At 38.6% G+C, this 21,081-nt stretch carries 4 protein-coding genes; all 4 read right to left on the bottom strand.

Annotation, left to right across the window (positions count from 1 at the left end):
* Positions 1 to 45 precede the first annotated feature (45 nt).
* The 4 genes from ACN1CN_RS13575 to ACN1CN_RS13560 all read right to left on the bottom strand — a co-directional run bounded on the left by ACN1CN_RS13575 (position 46) and on the right by ACN1CN_RS13560 (position 20,967).
* Positions 46 to 1,662 carry an MBL fold metallo-hydrolase gene (locus tag ACN1CN_RS13575; protein WP_264524502.1) on the bottom strand — a complete coding sequence of 539 codons (1,617 nt, stop codon included), beginning with the start codon at positions 1,660 to 1,662 and terminating at the stop codon, positions 46 to 48.
* Positions 1,663 to 1,699: 37 nt separating this feature from the next.
* Complete coding sequence (locus ACN1CN_RS13570) at positions 1,700 to 8,215, bottom strand: amino acid adenylation domain-containing protein (protein WP_419136042.1); 6,516 nt, start codon at positions 8,213 to 8,215, stop codon at positions 1,700 to 1,702.
* 80 nt (positions 8,216 to 8,295) lie between these two features.
* Positions 8,296 to 14,013: an amino acid adenylation domain-containing protein gene (locus ACN1CN_RS13565; protein ID WP_419136041.1), complete on the bottom strand. Its 5,718-nt coding sequence runs from the start codon at positions 14,011 to 14,013 to the stop codon at positions 8,296 to 8,298.
* A gap of 69 nt (positions 14,014 to 14,082) precedes the next feature.
* Positions 14,083 to 20,967, bottom strand: a complete 6,885-nt coding sequence (locus tag ACN1CN_RS13560) for an amino acid adenylation domain-containing protein (protein ID WP_419136040.1) — start codon at positions 20,965 to 20,967, stop codon at positions 14,083 to 14,085.
* Positions 20,968 to 21,081 lie beyond the last annotated feature (114 nt).

Raw genomic sequence — 21,081 nt, 5'->3', positions numbered from 1 at the left:
AAATAAATTGATATTAGTTTTTGTATGGGAAGGGTTGAATTGGAGTTAGTACGATAACACGCTTTGTTTAAACAGTTCTTTTTCGGCAAATAATCTTTCGGCGACGATGCCCCTGTTTTGGCAATCTTTGATTAACATATTGGATTGTACGATTGGGTTGGATTCGTCTGTATATTCAACATCCAGAATGTGTCGCACCCACGGTTCTTCTCCCATAGCATATACATAAACTTCTTTGACATTAAAGCAGTTGACCATCTTGATTCCTTCCTCATAATTACTGCCTCTTCCTCTTCGGCTGAAATCTTTTTCGCGTTCCTGCTTAGTGGTAAAAATAGGTCCGTAAACCCAGGAAGCAGGTGCTCCGTCGCATTCCATTCCCATAAACAAAACATCAACATCACCAATAATTTCATGTACATGCTCGTACAATTCAGGCGACTGATTGCAGGAGTCTGCCACTGCCAATAGCGAATAACCGTCTAATTCGACGTGATACGAAAGTTTGCTGTTGATGTGAATGTCGTGGTGTTCTCCGATAAATGGAATTCCTGTAATTTTTATACCATCGATAGCCGAAATGGTTTGCAGTTCTTCTAATTCGATAATGTTTTCGAAGCCCAGGTTTCGCAACAATAAATTCAATGATGGATCCTGTATGGCTCCGCCTATGCTTTTTCCAACTACTATATGTTTTACTTTGTGTCTGATTTGCAGCATCGTTTCCATCAAGATGTGGTCGTGATGCCCGTGTGTGATGAGTACATAATCTATTTCGTCCGGCAAATCGTCATAGGTAAATCGGGACACATCCGATTCGTAGGTGTAACTCAAAACCGGATCGAGCACGATCGAGTGTTCTTTGGTTTCGATCAGGATGCAGGCATGTCCGAAGTATCGGATACGCATACTGTCTCCCGTATATTTTTCATATTTTTTAGGTTCCTGTGTGGTAAACAAATCTTTAAACAGTGCTTCATCGTTTTTATCAATGTTCAAAAGGTTTGCGATGTATTCGAAGGTTTGAGGCTCGCGTTTCATCTTAAACAATTCGTCGATTTGTTTCGATTTAAAAGGTAATTTTAGTTCCAGTGCAGCCTCCAGGTTAGATAATCTTGGCGTAGAGAAAATAAAAGGCCGGTCGGCATCCTTATTAATTAAAGACAATTTCACCGTTTGAAAGGATTCTACATAATAAGGGCTTGCATAAATCAGGGGTTCATAAAACCTAAAGTCGGGTCTGTGGTGTCTGTCGTAATACAATTCGACATACCCTCTGATTGCCGAAGGAACTTCTTTATAAAGCGGTTGCATTAAATGTCCGGTTGCTTTTTTCTTCAGCAGTTTGTCCAGTTCTTTTACAGCATCTGTAAATTCAAAAAGCGGTGCTGCCATTTGTTTTGTTCTTTCGAGCAGGGCGGCTACTTCGTCAACGTGTTTTTTATCTAAATCTATAAAAGGGCCTCCTCTAAACGCAGGGTCTTTTACGGCAGTCTCATGTATCACAGGATCGTTTATATACGATTCCATAATCGGAATGTATCGGTTTACCACGTTAAATCCCGTAAGGATTGGCGGTATAATATGATGCCATGCGTACCAATTTGAAATTAACGGTTCGACCTGTACGTTATTTTTCAGATATATTTTTTGAGTAGCCATTTCAATAGATTTTATAGTTTTAAAAAATGTAGTTTGGTTATATAGAGATATTTTCAAAGTCATCACTAATCGTGACTTCAGCATTTACGAGTTGCGCTTTCTTGATTTCACCGGCCATTGCTTCTAAAGTGGCATTGTTGAAAATCGAAATAAGGTCGAGCTTTGCGTTAAATTCCGTTTTTATTCTGGTGATCAGATAAGTGGCTTTTAAACTGTGACCGCCTATTTTAAAAAAGTCATCCAGTACCCCCACCTGATCCACTTCGAGTACTTCTTCCCACAAAGCAGCAAGTTTGCTTTCTACCTCATCACGCGGTGCCAGATAGTTTCTCGAAAAGTTTTCGGTTAGTGATTTGTTCTGTAAAAGTTTCTTTTTGTCTGTTTTTCCATTTAGGGTAAGCGGAAATTCTTTTAAACTTATAAAGTGAGACGGAATCATGTATTCCGGCAGTTTGTCTTCTAAAAATTCTTTAATGTCATCTGCATCTGAAACCGAATCGGAGTGCAGTACAAAAAAGGCAACGGTTTCCTTAATCCCTAAACTGTCTTCTTTGACTACTACCACAGCATCTTCGATCGCTTCGTGTTGTTTGATGACGGTTTCGATTTCGCCCAGTTCGATTCTAAAGCCTCTCACTTTTACCTGATCGTCATTTCGTCCGGCATATTCAATCGCACCGTTGGCGAGCCATTTTCCTAAATCACCGGTTTTGTATAATTTTTCTCCTTCTGCAAAAGGATTGTTTATAAATTTCTGACCTGTCATTTCAGGATTGTTCAGATAGCCCTGGGCTAAACCGGCTCCGCTTACATAAATTTCACCGATAGCGCCAAGCGGAAGCAATTTTTCATCAGTTCCCAATATGTAAATTTTGGTGTTGGCGATCGGGAATCCTATCGGAACATTTGCCTGTTCCTGCAGCGAATCGTTTCCGTCGATTTTATAAATGGTAGCGCAAATACTGGTTTCTGTAGGTCCGTAAGCATTAAAGCAAGTTCCGCCATACGTCAGATATTTTTTTACTTCTTCTACAGGAGCCGCTTCTCCTGCCGTTACCAGCTTTTTTAATTTTTTAATTTTATCGAGCTGTACTAATTTTAAATACGAAGGAGAAATGGTCGCAAAATTAATGGCGTGCTCCTCGATGTAATTTTCTAATTCTTCGGTGTCTTTTTTTAGCTCATCGGTTATGAGGTGTAATTCTCCACCCGAAGCCAAAACGGTAAATATTTCAGAAATAGATGCATCAAACGAAAAGGAAGCTAACTGAAGCGCTCTTTCTTTGTTTTCATTTCCAAAAATTTCGATCTGCGACAAAATGGTATTCGAAATAGCGCCATGTTGTATCGCCACTCCTTTCGGGTTACCTGTTGAACCGGAGGTGTAAATAAGGTAAGCCAGATCATCCGGATTGTTGCCAGCTGTATCTAAAGCACTGCTGTAAAGCTTTTCCATCGATCTGAAATCGTAAATTTCATCGGAATCAATAACCAGTTTACAATCGCTGTTTTCAATAATATAATCAATTCGTTCCTCCGGATAAGCAATGTCGATCGGTACATAAACTCCTCCGCTTTTTAAAATGGCCAATAACGAAATGATATTCCACTCGCTTCGGTTTAATTTAACACCAACAAATTCATTTGGTTTTACACCGTATTTTTTCTTTAAATAATTCCCCAGCTTGTTGGAGATTTCATCCAAGTCCTGATAGGTTATTTTTTTATCTTCAAAAACAATTACTGTTTGTTCCGGCGTTTTTGCTGCCTGTTTGGTAAACAGCTCTGTCAAGGTTTTCGGCTGTGCGCTATAATCTCTTTCGGTGTTATTAAAAACATGAAGCAGTAAGTTTTCTTCTTCCGCAGTCAGGAAAGACAAGGCAGTCAGGCTTTGATCGGTATTTAAAATTACCTCATTCAGCAGTACTTTTAAGTTGGCTATCAATCGTACAATGGTCTCGCGAACATACAAGCCCGATTTGTATTCTATTTTACCTTCTAACTGTCCTTCGCTTTCGATGAAGTTGAATACTAAGTCAAACAAACATTTTTTCAGGGTTACCTCATTGTATTCTGCAATTTGCAGGTTTTCTATTTCCAGTGTCTGTTTGTCGGCCTCAATAGCATTGTCTCTTAACACAAACCATACATCAAACAGCGGATGTCTGTTACGACTCATTTGCAAATCTAAATTGAGCACCAATTCATCAAAAGCAACCATTTGATTTTCCTGTGCATCAATAACACTTTGTTCTACTTTGTGTAGTAAATTTTTAAAATCGTTATTTTCATCGAATACTGTTCGCAATGGAACTGTGTTGATATAAAGCCCGATCTGGTCTTCTAAATCGGTATGGATTCTGCCTCCTATGGGTGTTCCTATGGTAATATCCTGTTGCTGGGTATATTTGTACAATAGGGTTTTAACGAGAGCCAAAAGTCCGGTAAAAACCGTAACCCCGTGGCTCGCACAAAAGTTTTTGAATTTTGAAAGGGTTTCTTTTTCAATAATAAAATCAACCGAATCTCCCTGATAGGCATTGATTGCTGCTCTTGATTTATCGGTTGGAAAGTCTAGTACAGGTACTTCGCCTTCAAACTTTTTTAACCAATGCTGTAACTGATTTTTATAATCCTCCGTTTGAAACTGATTGGTTTGCCATTGCGCATAATCTTTGTACTGAATTTTTAAATCAGGTACTGTTACCTCTTTTCCTTTGGCCAGCGTTTGGTAATGGGATACAAACTCTTTGGTCAGGATGTTCATCGACAATCCGTCACTGATAATATGGTGCATGACAAAAGAAAATATCCATTGATCGTCTTGTAGCTGATACAATTTCAATCGCAATAACGAATCTTCTTCGAGATTAAAAAACTGGTCGATTTCCTGATTGATCTTCGCATCTATGGTTTCCTGAGTATATTGATTTTGTCTAAAATCTTCAATCGTCAGATTCAATACATTTTGATCAAATGGTTTAATGTATTGCTTAACGATTCCATTTTCGTCCAGTCTGAAAACGGTTCGTAAACTTTCGTGTCTTTTTATTACGGTCAGAAAAGCTTCTTTGAATATTGAAAGATCCAGTACTCCGGTAAACGTAAATATTTTGTACATGTTTAAGGCCACACTGGCCTCTTCCAAATGAGACAGCAACCAAAGCCTTTTTTGCCCTGATGAAAGCAGATAATTGGCACCCTTCGGAGCTTCTTTGATTTCCTGATAAACAGCAGTAGCAGTCTCCGTTATTTTTTTGGCCAGGCTTTGAATGTTTCGGTTTTCGAAAACATCTCTGAGGTTGATTTTTACATTAAATTCCCTGTTTACGACATTTGATAAATGGGTAGCGCTAAGACTGTGTCCGCCAAGTGTAAAAAAATCTTCAAGTATCCCGATCTTATTGTTGTGGAGTATCCCTTCCCATATTTCTACTAGTTTTTGCTCAGTATCGTTTTGAGCAGCGACGTAAGCAACGGTTGTTTTTAAACTTACACCATTGCTTTTACGCAATTTATTTCGGTCTACTTTGCCGCTATTGGTTAACGGAATCTCCTCCACGACCACAAAATTAGACGGAATCATATAGGGAGGCAATTTGTTTCCCAGCCATAAGTTGAGTTCTTCCTTAACCAATTCGGTCGTTGCCACCAGATATCCGGTCAGGTATTTATCGCCGCTGTTTTCATTCGTATGGTCTAAAACGACCGCAGTTGCAATTTGAGGATGTTGGTTTAAAGCGGCCTCTATTTCTTCGAGTTCGATTCTAAATCCTCTAATTTTTACCTGAAAATCTTTTCGGCCTAAGTATTCGATATTTCCGTCAGGCGACCACAGACCGAGATCTCCGGTTTTGTACATTTTTTCTCCGGGATGAAACGGATTCGCCACAAACTTTTGACTGGTTAAGTCCGCATTGTTTAAATACCCCAAGGCGAGTCCTTTTCCTGCAATGCAAATTTCTCCTGCTAAACCAATAGGCTGCACCACTCCCGAATCGCTCAAAATATAGATCTGAGTGTTCCAGATCGGTTTCCCGATTGGGATGCTTTCATTGCCTGGAGCAGTATTAAAATAGGTAACGTCTATCGAAGCTTCGGTTGGGCCATAAAGATTGTAAATAGGTGCGGCAGAAATTTTGCTGTACCATTCGTTAACGGTTTTTGGCGTCAAAGCTTCTCCACTGGTGATCACGGCACGCAAACTGGCCAGTTTATCCGCTAATTGTGCTGTATTTGTCACAGAAGCGATAAAGGTATTGAGCATACTTGGCACAAAGTGCAGACTGGTTACCCCGTTTGTTTCGATCAAATTTAAGATGCGGTGTGGAGCCGAGATATCGTCCTGTTCGCACAGCACCATTTTAGTTCCCCAGCATAAGGGCATAAAAATTTCCCATACCGAAACATCAAAAGTAAAAGTGGTTTTTTGCAAAATAACATCATCGGAAGTATAGTGGTATTCGTTCCACATCCAGTCGATTCTGTTGGTAACTCCTTCATGCGTAATCATGCATCCTTTTGGATTACCGGTAGATCCCGAGGTGTACAATACGTAGGCCAAATCGGTAACTTTATTGTGGTTTTGCGGGTTGTTTTTAGGGAAAGTTGCCAGCTGTTCTGAAATGTTTTCTAAAACGGCTTCATCTATCAAAAGTTTACATTGACTGTCGGCTATAATAAAGTTTATTCTTTCTTCCGGATATTGTGGTTCTACCGGGATATAGGCTGCTCCCGCTTTTATGATTGCCATAAGAGCCACAATCATTTGTTCGCTTCGCGGCAGTTTTACCACTACGAAATCGTCTTGTGTAATGTTTTTTTCTTCGCGTAAATAATAAGCCAGCTGATTGACTTTTTCATTTAGTTCTTTAAACGTAAATTCTTTTTCTTTGAAGCGAAGTGCTGTGTGATCAGCCAATTTTTCGGCCTGCTCTTCAAATAAAACATTTAACGGAGCACATACCTGATTCGTGTACTCGGTGGCATTAAAATCCAGAATCAGTTTTTTCTTTTCGGCATCGCTAACCAGAGTTATATTCTCAATTGTTTCTGATGGGATTGTGCTGACGGCGTTTAACAAATGCTCAAAATGAACAGTAATTTGCTCGATAAAAAAGGCATCGTACAAATCGGTATTGTAAACGATACTGAATTCTAAATTTTCGTCAACCTCAACAAAATTGAAGAGTAAATCAAACTTACTGGTTTTGTTTTCAGTCTCTAAAGCCTGAACCTTTAAATGTTCACCAATGTTTTTTACGCTTGCACTTTCGTTGTTTTGTAAAATCAGGAAGATGTCAAACAACGGATTTCTGCTTAAATCAGTCTCCGGTTTTGCATCTTCTATTAGCTTATCAAAAGGATACGCCTGATAGTTGTAGGCTTTAAGCGTTGTTTCTTTTATCCTTTTTAAGAAAGATTCAAAACTATCTTTGGCGTCAATAGCTGTTCTTAACGCAATGGTATTTAAATACAAGCCTAACTGATGATGAAGCAGCTGTGTTTCACGGCCGGCTATCGGAGACCCGACAATCACATCGGTTTGATTGGTGTATTTGTAAAGCAATATCTTTAAGGTTGCCAGTAACCCCATAAACAAGGTACTCTCGTTGTCCAGACATACTTTTTGGAACTTCGCACTTGTTTCTTTGTTTATCGTTCTGTAAACGGTATCTCCGTTATAGGTTTTTAATACCGGTCTTGTTTTACTGAAAGGAAGCTGAATTTTAGGAATTTCACCCGAAATCTGTGAAATCCAGTAAGCTTTATGCGCTGCAAAATAATCCTCGTTCAGCAGGTTTTGCTGCCATACCGCATAGTCTTTGTATTGTATCGCTAACGGCTGTTTTGCAACGGTATTCCCCTTCTCTAATGTTATATAGTTTTCTAATATTTCATTTATGAGTACGCCCATAGACCAGCCGTCGCTAATGATATGATGAATCATAAAAAAGAAAATCCATTGGTTCTCTTCGGTTTGATACACCGTACTTTTTAGGAGTAAATCGTTTTCAAGATCAAAAGAATACGACATTTCTTTGCTGATTAATGCCTCAACACTAGTGGTGGTATTCCTTAAATCTATTTCGGCTACACGGAATTGTATTGCTCCGGCAGGTATTATTTTTTGTGCCACACTGTTCTCCTGACTTACAAATTGAGTTCTCAGGATTTCATGACGTTCTATCACGAGTTGAAAGGCTTGCTCTAATGTTTTTACCTTAAGATTGCCTTCAAAAGTGTATAATGCCGGAACATTGTAGGCCCGGTTAGATTCTTCCATCTGACTTAAAACCCACATTCTGTATTGAGAAGAAGATAACGGATAGTACGCTGAATCGGTCGTTTTTAGTATTTCAGGCAGTGCCGGTTTTGACGATTGCAGCTTTGCATTGTTGAGCAAAAAAAGCGTCAGTTCTTCTTTATGCTTTTTTATTTCTTCAATTAAGCTATGGTCAATATTCGATTTTTCGGCAAAAACCTTTAATTTATTATCCACTATTTCAAGTAAAATTCCTTCTCCCTGTAGTTTCTCAATTAATTTTTTCATTGGTTTATTTTAATTTTCGGAGGATCTTTTTTCAATTATTAAAGTAAAATGGCAACACGTTTTATGCTCAAAAGACGCTGTTACAAGTCGATATCTATTTCCTGAAGGTCTTTTTTGTTTGCGGTTAACTCTTCTTGTTTCTGAATGAAACTGAGCTGTTCTCCCATGGCTTCAATAGTTCGGAATTGGAATATGTGGCCAATACTTATTTCAACACCAAAACGCTCCTGAATGCTATTGGCCAATTTCACCGCTCTTAAGCTATGTCCTCCTATTTCAAAGAAATCATCGGTTACACTGATCTTTTCAATCCCCAGTATTTCGCTCCAGATTTCAGACAGGCTTTTCTCGGTTTCGTTTCTGTAGGCGATGTATTCTCTTTCTAATTGGGATAAATCAATTTCGGGAAGCAGGTCTTTGTCCACCTTTCCGTTTTTGTTCAAAATGAAATCGTCTACTTCAATAAAATAGCTCGGAATCATATAAAAAGGAAGTCTGTCGCCCAGATAGGCCTTTAGCTCCTTCGTATTCATTGTCGCAGTTGTTTTGACGTAAGCCACAATAAATTTATCGGTTGCCGTTTCCTTTAACACCACTACTGCCCCATTGATTTCAGGATGCGCGTCTAAAGTTTTTTCGATGTCATTGAGTTCGATTCTGTACCCGCGAAGTTTGACCTGGTTGTCTTTTCTTCCAAAGAATTTAATGTTACCATCCGGCAGCCATAATCCTAAATCGCCCGTTTTATAAACTCTTTCATAGTTTAAACTTGCCGGCGTCAGGAATTTTTCGGCATTTAATGTTGGTGCATTCAGGTAGCCCAAAGAGAGGCCATCACCTGCCAGATATATTTCGCCAATCACTCCCAGCGGGCATAATTGTAAACTTTGATCTAAAATGTATGCCTTCGAATTGTTGATGGGTTTTCCAATAGGAATATCTTCTTCTACGGGTGCTGTAATTTTATAGGTTGCCGAAAACGTAGTGTTTTCAGTAGGTCCGTAACCGTTAATAAGGTTTAGTTTGGGATAGGTTTCGATCAATTTACGAATGTGCTTGGCCGATAATTTTTCACCTCCAGCAAGTACATTGGTTAATCCTTCAAAAACCGATACATCCTGATCTGTAAACTGATTCAGCAATCCCGATGTAAACCACATCGTATCTACTTTTTCCGCTTTTATTAATGTCGAAAGTTTTTTGGTATTCAACAGCTCTTCTTTATCACATAAAACCAATTTTCCGCCATTAAGCAGTGCTCCCCAGAATTCAAAAGTAGAAGCATCAAAAGACACTGAACCTGTAGACAGTATGGAGTTTACCGTATCAAAATCAAGATAATTGGTGTTTTTAACCAATCGCGTAACCCCTTTATGCGGTACTAAAACCCCTTTTGGATTTCCTGTAGAACCGGAAGTGTACATGATGTAAGCCGGAGCTTCGGGATCGTTTATAACCTGTTTGGACAGCGACACCTTTTCTAAGGCATCTAACTGAACATCTATGGCTACAAGGCTTCCCTCAAAAAAATCAAGGTCAAACATATAGTCCATCTGCGTAATGATGGTTTTGGTGTCAATGTCGTTGGCGATAAACTGTTTTCTGATCTTCGGACTCTCGGTATCAATTGGGACATAGATCCCGCCTGCTTTCAAAATTCCGAGTATGCTGCTAATCAGAAGTTCTGATTTATCGAGAATAATTCCAACTTTGTCACCTTTACCTACGCCATATTCTGTGGTTAGCAAATGGGCTATTTTGTTCGAATTATGATCTAATTCTTCATAGGTTAACTGGGTGTTTTTATAGACCACTGCTATTTGCCAAGGAGCTTTATAGACTTGTTGACGAAAAGCATCCACGATATCCATACAAACTTCGGTACTAAAAATACCACTGCTAAAATCTGCTGAAAGAAGCTGTATTTCACCAACAGATAAATATGGCAGAGCAGCAAGGTCACGATCCGGATTAGCGGTTACAGCAACCAACAGGTTTTGAAAATGTTTTTGAATTTGACCTATAAAAGCTGCATCAAAAATGTCGGTATTGTATACTAAACTAAACTCCAGTCCTTTTAGGGTTTCTACAAAATTGAATGAAATGTCAAATCTGCTCACGGCAGCTTTCGTTTTTTCATACAAGGCTATTGCAAGGCCTTCGCTGTTTAAAGAATCTATTTTTTGATCTAAATCGGTATTTTGTAAAACGACAGTAGCATCAAACAACGGGTTTCTGCTGATATCGTGAGTCAGATTCAGGTCGGCAATTAATTGATCAAAAGGATAAATTTGATGTTCGTAGGCTTCCTTAGTCAGTTTTTTTACCTTACGGAATAACGCTGTTACAGAATCCTCGTCCGAAAACTGGCAACGCAAAGGCAATACGTTAATAAAACAACCAATTTGTCCTTCTAAATCACTATGATTCCTTCCAGTAATTGTGCTTCCCAGTATAATATCCTGCTGATTGGTGTATTTGTAAATCAACAGATTTACGACAGTCACCAAGCCCATAAATAAAGTCAGGTTTTCCTTGTCCAATACATTTTTAAAATCCTGTACCGTCTTAGTATCAATGTTTACGGTAACTGTTTCACCATTGTACGATTTAATTTTAGGACGAATTTTACTTTTTTGCAGATTGAGTACAGGCAATTCTCCTGCGAATTTTTCAATCCAGTAGGCTTTATGAACGGCTAAGGTTTCATTTTTTAACTGTTCGTTTTGCCAGGACGCAAAATCTTTATATTGAATTCGTAGCGGTTGTAAGTTTACCGCAAGTTTGTTTTTATGTGCTTTGTACAAATGCAGCAATTCTTCAATAAAAACTTCCATCGACAATCCGTCGCTAATGATATGATGCATCACTGAAACCAAAACCCATCTGGATTCTTCTACCTGCAATAAACTTACTTTTAAAAGCGGCCCTTCAGACAGATTAAATACAACCTGAATTAAATCGTTTATTGTTTTTTCTAATTCCTCCTCTGAACGGTTTCTAAAATCAATGGTATCAATCGAAAAATTACTGTTCTTTTCGGGTGCAATAATTTGTCTTAACCCCTGATTTTCTTCTTCTTTAAAAGTGGTTCTGAAACTTTCATGTCGTGCTGTTATGGTTTGAAAGGCAAAAGATAATGCCGATTGGTCCAGCTCTCCTTCAAAAGTGTAAATACTCGGAATTGTGTAGGCTTTATTAGCTTCCTGAAACTGGCTTAAGGCCCAAAAACGTTGTTGTGCCGATGAAACCGGGTAACTGGATTGTTGCGCTAAAGCCTCTATTTCCTGAAAATAATTTTCCTTAGCCTGCAATACGGTTTCTGAAAGCGCTTTAATGGTTCTGTCTTCAAAAACGTTTCCGATCTCTATTTTTATATTTAAATTTTTATGAATCGCCGACACCAGGTTCATGGCCTTGATGCTATGTCCTCCGATATCAAAAAAGTCGTCTGTTATACTGATATCCTCTTTCCCAAACAATTCCTTCCAGATGTCGTGCAGGGCGATCTGAATTTCTGTCGTTGGCAAAATCAGTTCTCTTGTTACTTCTTTTTTTGATTGGGCCAGTTGGTTCAGTTCTTTCTGATCTACTTTTCCGTTTCTGTTTAAGGGTATTTGCTGCACCTGAGTAATATGATCCGGAACCATATAATTCGGTAGTTTTTTGGCTAAGAACAAACGAAGTTCAGCAGCACTGATTGGGGTTTCGGCCACAAAAAAAGCAGCTAAAAATTTCACGTCATGGCTGTCTTTGTTCACCAGAATTACAGCCTCGGTAATACCGCTGTAACTTGTTATTTTTCGTTCGATTTCTCCCAATTCTATTCTGAAACCACGAATTTTCACCTGACTGTCGCTTCTGCCTATGATTTCTATATTTCCGTCCGGCAACCATTTGCAGATGTCTCCGGTTTTGTATAATAATGAGTTTTGCAGATAAGGGTTTTCGACAAAACTTTTAGACGTCAGTTCTTCTTTGTTTAAGTAACCGGCTGCCAGACCTTCGCCCGAAACATACAGTTCGCCCGAAACTCCAATAGGCTGCAATTTCATATTCTCATTCAAAATGAAACCTTGTGTATACGAAATGGGTTTTCCGATTGGAATACTCTGTGCTTCTTCCGGAACTTCGTCGACAGGGTAAAAAGTCGAAAAAGTGGTATTTTCAGTAGGTCCGTAAACGTGTAATAATCTTCCGCTTCCGATATGATTTACGAACTTTCGCACATGCGATACGGATACCATTTCTCCGCCAAACAGAATTTTTCTTAAATTTCTGAGACTTTCGATATCAGTATCCACCATAGCGTTAAATAAGGCCGTGGTCATAAAAACAACTGAAATTTCATTTGCAGTAATGGCCTGAAACAGCAACTCAAAATTGAGTACTAAATCTTTCTCGGGAATGTGTAAGGTCGCCCCATTTAATAAGGTTCCCCAGATGTCAAATGTAGAACCGTCAAATGAAGGATTTGAGATCGCCAAAATACGATCCTGAGGGTCAATTTTTATGTAGTTGGTTTCTTTAACCAGTCGTACTATACTTTTATCTTTTACCACAACTCCCTTAGGCACTCCGGTTGATCCAGAGGTGTACATGATGTACGCAATGTCGCCTTTGCTGTTGCTGCTTTCCCAATTTGAATCGGAAAGATTTTCTTCGCCAAGCATGACGTCGATACTAAACAGCGGAACCGAATAAGGAATCAGATCGTTCAGGTATTCGATTTGTGTGATGATCACCTTAGGCTGTGTATCAGACAGTATGTAAGCAAGTCTTTCTTCGGTAAGATTATGGTCTAAAGGCAAATAAACAGCCCCCAGTTTTAATGCGGCAACAAAGGTAAAAATGGTATTATCAGAGTAATCGGTCATGACCCCAATGCGATCTCCGGGTTGGATACCGTACTCTTTCTGCAGCTGATAAGCCAGCTGATTTGCTTTCTGGTTTACAGCAGCATACGTATATTTTTTTTCTTTATGAACTAAAGCGATGTTATGCGGAGTTGCGGCAACCTGCTCTTCAAAAGCGGCAATGACAGTGGTTTCAATCCTTTGCTCCGCTTCTCCCGAAAATTCCAGTAACTGCTGTTTCTCAGATTCGGTGATACATTCTGTTTCATTTACCTTAGTATCAATCAAATCGCTTATATTATCCAGTATATGCGTATAGTACTGAACCAGATTTTCGATGAAAGAAGCAGCATATTTTGCCGCATCATAATGTATCTTTATCGCTTCGTGACCCGCGTGCGTATCGTCTATTTCCAGACAAAGTTTGGCCTGAGCAATGCGGTTGTTTTTAGGGTTTAATTTCGTGTAAGCAAACGCATAATGCAGATATTCTTCCTGAGTCAGTTCAAGATTCAGAAATTCATTTTCAATTAATTCAAAATCAATAGCTTCATAAAGCAGTGTATCTTCAATCTCTTTTTTGGTGGCATTTATTACGTCTCTTAAAGTAGCGGTATTGGATATCGCGGTATGATAAAATAGTACACTGTCTTTTTCCTGAGGTTCGTTCTGCAAAGAAAAAGGAGATGAAGCCACCCAAATACTATCGCTGTTAGTGTATCTTTTTAGTAGTGCATTAAAAACCGACAAGTATATGGTGCCCGCAGCAAGAACATTCCCTCCTGATAATTTATTGACTTTATCTAAACAGCTACTTTTTAATAAAATACTATAGCTACCAGAAGGAATTTGTTCATATTTACTAAGCAGGTGATTGGTATCATTACTGTATTGTTTTATTTTATTAAACCAATAATCTTGTATGATTTTTTTATCTTTCATGATATAAACGGATTAATTGCAGGGGTTACAAAAGGTTTATTAGCTCTTTTTAGGATTGGTATGTTGTCGCTAAAAATTGATTTCGATATTTATTCTGGAAGCTTCCAGTTCTTTTTCGCGTTGGGTTTTGAAACTGTACGCGGCGATCTCCTGTTCGATGTCTTTTGATACTTCTTCTAAAAAAACCAAATAGCGTTCTACAAACAGTTCTATGGTAGCGCTGCTAAAAGCCTCTTTTCTGTATTCAAGAGTGAAATGTGAACCGTTTGAAATGACCCACAAATCATACTTCACCTGTGCTGTGGCTACACTTTGCGCTTTTACTTTAAGATTTTCGTTGATACTGAATTCGTCCTGAGCGAGCTCATTCCAGGTAAAACCGCTATTGATAAAATTAGTTCCGCGATCACCCCTTTCAAATTCTAAATCTCTTAAGATTAAATCGATAGGATACATTTGATGCTCAAAAGCTTTTGACAATTTGTCCTGAACCAGTCTGATGATGCTGTCGAAATTTTCGTCCTGATGCAGCTTGATTCTGACCGGAAGCAGATTCACATAATAGCCTAATTGGTCTTCGAGATTGGCATGAGCTCTTCCGGCAAACGGAACGCCCAGTATAATATCAGATTGCTCTGTTTGTAAGTGTAAAAAGCTAAAGAAGGCCGCTAAGTGAAATGTAAATTCAGTAACATTCAGTTTTTTAGCTATTTTTTTGATGGCCGAATTAACTGCGGGATTGAGGATAAACTCTATTTTACTGTCCTGATCCTCTGAAATAGTTTCCTGCAAATAATCGTATTTAAGCTGTAGCGGTTTTAAATGTCCCTGTAATTCCTTCATCCAATAGGCATTGGTAATTACATTGGTTTCTATTTGATGCTTCAACCAATGGCTGTATTCTTTGTATTGAATGTCTAATTTGGAAGAGGGAAGAATGGCTTCTTTTTTCAATATCAAATTGTAAGTACTGCTTATCTCTTCGACCAGAAGCTGTAGCGACCAGGCATCGGATATAATGTGATGAATGACGAACAATAAGGTATGGTGTTCGCGATCGATACGTATTATTTTTGCTTTGAATAAAGGTCCCTTGAAGAGATTAAATACAAACCCGGCTGTTTGCTGAATCTCCTCTTCCAATAAAAGCTCTTTATCGCTATGACCGCTAAAGTCGTCACATCCTATCGAAAATTTAAATTCTTCTGACGGGGTAATGAACTGTCTGATATTTTTTTCGTCGTCTTCTTTAAAAACAGTTCTTAATATTTCGTGCTTTTTGATCACGCGAAACAAGGCTTCCTTAAAAGCGATAATGTCCAGTATTCCGTAAAAATGATATACCGCAGGAATGTTGTAAGCCACCTCATTGCCTTTAAACTGACTTACCATCCAAAGACTTTTCTGAGCATATGACATTTCGTAAGAAACGGCCTGAGATACAACCGCGATAGGGGCAAAATTGTTGGAAAACGATGTTTTTACTAATTCGGCCTGATCTCTTAAAATGGAGTACTCAAACAGTTTTTCAAAAGAAACGGTAACCTGAAGCTGTTCGTTTATTTTATTGATCAGCTGCCCCAACTTTAAACTATGCCCACCTAAATTAAAGAAATCATCGGTCGCATTAACGGTGTCTACAGCTAAAATATCTTTCCAAATAAGGGCTAATGTTTTTTCAATTCTTCCTTTTGGAGCGATACGTTCGTTATTTGTCTCGCTACCTGCATCGACAGCCGGAAGTGCCTCCTTGTCTGTTTTTCCATTAGGCGATAAAGGGATAAAAGGAACGGCAACATAGTATTGCGGAACCATATAAGCAGGCAGTTTGTTTTGCAGATATTCTTTAAATTCATTTTTAGCAATACCCTCGCCTCCTGTGTAATAGGCTGCCAAAACGTCAACACCTTTCAACTGTTTTACGGCAACAACAACTTGTTTTAGAGCAGCTGAAAACTGCAACAAACAATTTTCTATTTCGTCCAGTTCTATTCTGTATCCTCTCAATTTTACCTGATGATCTTTTCTGCCCAGAAATTCGATATTTCCGTCGGGAAACCATTTCACCATGTCGCCCGTATCGTATAGGGTACTTCCCTCCACAAATGGGTTTTTAATAAACTTTGCAGCGCTGAGTTCTTCTTTATTCAGGTAACCAAGTGCTATACCTTCACCCGCTAAGTAGAGTCTCCCTGTGATACCAATAGGTGTTAGCCGTAGGTTTTCGTCCAGTATATAAGCTTGTGTATTAGAAATTGGTTTCCCTACAGGAATTGTCTTGTATTCTTTACCTTTTTCTAATTTATAATAGGTACTGTAAGTGGTATCTTCAGAAGGTCCGTATAAGTTTCTTACCTCAGCATTTGTGCGTAACAACTCTCTCGCAATATCCACCGGAAATGGCTCTCCCGCTAAATTGATAATACTCGCATTTTGCAAAGCAGAAAAATCTTCTTCAATCAGACTTCGAATGCTTGAAGGAACTGTATTCAGTACTACTCTTTTGTCCTTTTTTAATTCTTTGCCTATTTCCAAAGCATTGCTGAGCAACTTTATTGTTTTTCCAACGGATAAGGTAAAAAACATCTCATAGGCCGAAAGATCAAAACAATGTGAGGTTGCTGCATAAACTAAATCAAAATGTGCTGTATTAAATTCTTTTTTAGCCCAGTACAATAAGGCCACCACGTTTTTATTCGTAATCAGAACTCCTTTTGGTTTACCGGTGGTTCCCGAAGTATAAATAACGTAGGCCAGATCTTCGGCTTTGCTTATTTTCTGAAGGTTCTCTGTACCGTATTGCTCTTTCTTTACCAGAAACTGATCCAGTTCTTTTTCGTCAATTACCACCTTGCAATTACTATCGGCTACGATGTAGGCAATACGTTCTTCCGGGTAATTAACATCTATAGGCACATAAGCCGCTCCCGATTTAAGCACTCCTAAAATGGTCGTTACCAAACGTTCGTCTCTTTTTAAACGTACCCCCACTAAATCGTTTGGCTGGATGTTGTACTTTTCTCTCAGGTAACACGCCAGCTGATTGGATTGCGTGTGCAGTTCGGTATAAGTCAATTGTACCTCATTAAAGATCAGCGCACAATCGTTTGGGGTTTTATCTGTCTGCAATTCCAGTAAATCAACAATAGTAGCCTCTTTTGGAAAATAAATTTCCGTTTCATTGAACGTATTCAGCAACAATTCTTTTTCGGTTTCGGCTATATAGCCAATTGCATCAATAGTAACCGATGCATCTTTAAACACGACTGTCAACAGATTTTCAAGATGGCTAAATATAGCCTTAATCCAGAATTCGTCATAAATATCGGTGTTGTATTCCAAACGTAACAACAGCCCTTCTTCCTGCTCTGTAAAAATAAAACTAAGGTCAAACTGCGACGTCGTACGCTTCATTTCAAAAGGCGCTACATCAACTCCCACCATTGGAGTTTTTGTTTGTAAGGTGTTTAATTGGGCCTGATTTTGCAACACCACCAGCACATCAAATAAGGCCGATCTTGAAGCGTCTCTTTTTAAATTAAGCTTATTGACCAAAGTGCTAAAAGCATAATTCTGATGTTCGTAGGCATCGATTAAGGTCTTTTTTTGCTGGTCTAATAAATCCGAAAAGCGATCTGTTCCGGTTAGCTGTGTTTTAATCGCTAAGGTGTTTAAAAATAAACCCAGCTGATTTTCAAGCTCCGGATGTTCTCTTCCGGCTATCGGAGTTCCCAGAATGATGGTATTCTGATTGGTGTAACGGTATAATAACGCATTGATTCCGGCCATTAAAGTCATAAACGGCGTAACTGAATTTGCTTTAGAAAAATGTTTTAGTTTAGCTAAAAAAGCCTCCGAAAACTGGAACGAAAGCGTGTTGCCCTTATAAGTTTGTCTGGCCGGACGGCTTTTGTAACTTGGCAATTCTAAAACAGGCAGATCTCCTTTAAAAACCGACAACCAATAGGCTTCTGAATCTAAAACCGATTTTTCATTTTCCTGTGACTGCTGCCATACCGCATAATCTTTGTATTGAAGGATATCAGCCGGCAAATCGATTAATTTTCCATGAATCAGATTATTGTAAGCCGCGACAATTTCAGCAAACATCACTTCTAATGACCAGCCGTCGCCTATGGCATGCTGGATCACCAAAGAAAGAACATATTCCTTTTCTTTCGTTTTTAGAAGAACTGCTTTTAATAAAGGTGCAGTCGTCAAATCAAAAACAGTGGCTTGCTGCTCCTGTAAATATTCAGAAAGCGCTGAAGCACTTTTATCGGAAAAATTTTCTTGAACAAGCGAAAATTTCCATTCGCCCTCTCCTAAAATGTACTGGCTTATTTCGCCATCATAACCCGCTTTAAAATAGGTTCTTAAAATTTCGTATTTCGAAATTAAAAGTCGGAAAGCTTCCTCCAGTTTTGCTGCCTCCAGATTCCCCGTAAGCTTTAGGGCACCGTGCATGTTGTAGGCACTGTTACCTCCTTCAAACTGACTGAGTACCCAAATTTTATGTTGTGAAGAGGCTAACGGGAAATATCCCTGGGCTTGTGCTTTGGGAATTGCCTTATAACCTCCTTTTTTTATTTTTTGACTTATTTGTGCAATAGTAGGTGTTAGAAAAAATTCTTTGTAGGATATCGTCCCCTCAAGTTTTTTGTAAATCTGGTTGATCACCTGACCTATCATCAAACTATGTCCTCCGAGGTCGAAAAAATGATCTTCGATCCCTACTTTTTCAATCCCTAAAATTTCCTGCCAAATAAGGGCCAATGTATTTTCTGTCTGATTTCTAGGAGCTATATAATTAGCATTTGAAACCTGATACAATGGTAAATTTTCAAGAACCTTTCGGTCTATTTTGCCATTTGGCGTTAACGGAATTTTATCCAAACCGATAAAATACTGAGGCACCATAAAAGCCGGAAGTTTTTCTTTCAGATAACTTTTTAACGTTTCGTGATCTATTGTTTCGTTCTTAGTAAAATACGCCACTAAATTCTGCAATCCGTTATTTTGCAAGACCAAAACAACGGCCTGCGTTATACTGTTGGAAAAGGAAAGAATTGCATTTTCAATTTCTCCAAGTTCTACGCGATATCCCCTTAGTTTTACCTGATGGTCTTTTCTTCCCAGAAAATCAATAGTTCCATCCGAAAGCCATTTGGCCATATCACCGGTGTCGTACATTAAAGATCCTGCCTTGAACGGATTGGATATAAACTTTTCTGCCGTTAATTCAGGACGGTTCAGATAACCTTTGGACAAACCTTCTCCCGAGATATACAATTTTCCGGCTACACCCACAGGCACTACCTCTAAATTTTTATCGAGTATGTAAACCTGAGTATTGGCAATGGGTTTGCCTATTGAGACCGAAGCGGTATATTCTTTTTCTGATGATAATCGGTACACCGTACTGTAAGTGGTATCTTCAGACGGGCCGTATAAATTTCTTATCTCAGCATTCGTTTCTAATAATTTCTTAGCAATATCCACCGGAAAAGGTTCGCCCGCCAAATTGATTATCGTGGCATTTTCTAAACTATACCCGCTTTCTATAACATTTCTAATACTCGAAGGGACTGTATTGATCAATACCTTTTTGTCGTGCACTAGAGCCTCTCCTATTTCTAAAGCATTGTCCAGAATTCTTATCTTTTTTCCGACAGACAAAGGATAAAAAAACTCATAAACCGAAAGATCAAAACAATACGAAGTTGCTGCATACACGATATCAAAAGCAGTCGCGTCAAACTCTTCCTGAGACCAGTAAAGCAAAACTGCCGCGTTTTGATGTGTAATCATAACGCCTTTCGGGTTTCCGGTAGTTCCCGACGTATAAATGATATAGGCTAAATCGGTAAAATCATTCGTTCTTTTGAGATTCTCCGTTTTATAATTGTCTTTATGGGCAAGATAATTTCTGAATTGATTTTCATCAATTACAATTTTGCACTGGCTGTCCTTTTCTATGTATTGAATACGTTCTTCAGGGTAATTAACATCTATTGGCACATAGGCGGCCCCCGATTTAAGAATCCCCAATAGCACTACGAGTATCAATTCGTTGCGTTCCAGTTTTATTCCAACTAAATCATTCGGCCGAATATCATATTCCTTTCTGAGATAATGTGCCAACTGATTGGCTTTCTCATTCAGTTCCCTGTAGCTCAATTCGGCATTTCTAAAAATAACAGCGGTATGATCGGGTGTTTTTGCTGCTTGTTCTTCAAACAATTCCACCAGAGTCTTGTTTGGATATTCTTTTAAAGAAGAATTAAAATGGTTTAATAATTCTTCTTTTTCCAACAACGTCACAACGGGTACTTTAGCAACAAATTCATTAATATAAAGCTCCAGATCCCTTAGCCAGTTGGTGTAACTACTTAAAAAATGTGCCGCTAAACGGTCTTCTATAAATGACGCATCGTAAGAAAGGTTTACTGTTAATCCGTTATCGTTTTTATGTACTGTTAATGAAAACGGAAATTTATTTTTTGCTTCCACAGCTGTGGTATTATAAAAAAAGCCAAAGAGCGCATAGGCCGAAAAAGGATATTTTTCCTGTAACGTAGCGTCATAGTCCGAACAGCTGTAAACTTCCTGTACTTCTTTTTTAACTTCCTGTAAATACTCTTTAAAAAATTTACCTGATGTGGTGCTGTTTTTATACAGTAAAGCTGTTTCGGCAACATCCGCTTTCGATGAAAAAATAAAACTTTCCTCTTCGAAATAGCGCTGCAACAAAGCCGTATAAACCGCTAATAAAACTGTTAATTCGGCTATAGCATTTTCATTGGTAAGCTTTTTAAAGAAGGAAAGACTACTACTCTCCACTTCTACAGTCCTGCTTTGCGGGTTTTCTACCGGAACACTATTGACCAAAGGATTATTTTTAACTTTTGTGATCCAGTAGTTCGAAATGCTTTTTTGTTCGATGGTTGTCATTTAAAATCTTATAATTTGATGAACCTTCAACTTCTCCGTTACGGAATGAAAAAAACAGAAAGGTTCTTAATTGAATTGTAAATAATTTGGTCTTTTTTAATCAAATAAATCAGG

The sequence above is a fragment of the Flavobacterium sp. T12S277 genome (genome assembly GCF_048514875.1).
In the GTDB taxonomy this organism is placed as follows: Bacteria; Bacteroidota; Bacteroidia; order Flavobacteriales; family Flavobacteriaceae; genus Flavobacterium.
Note: the sequence above shows the minus strand (reverse complement) of the source record. Positions and strands in the feature narration are given on the sequence as shown.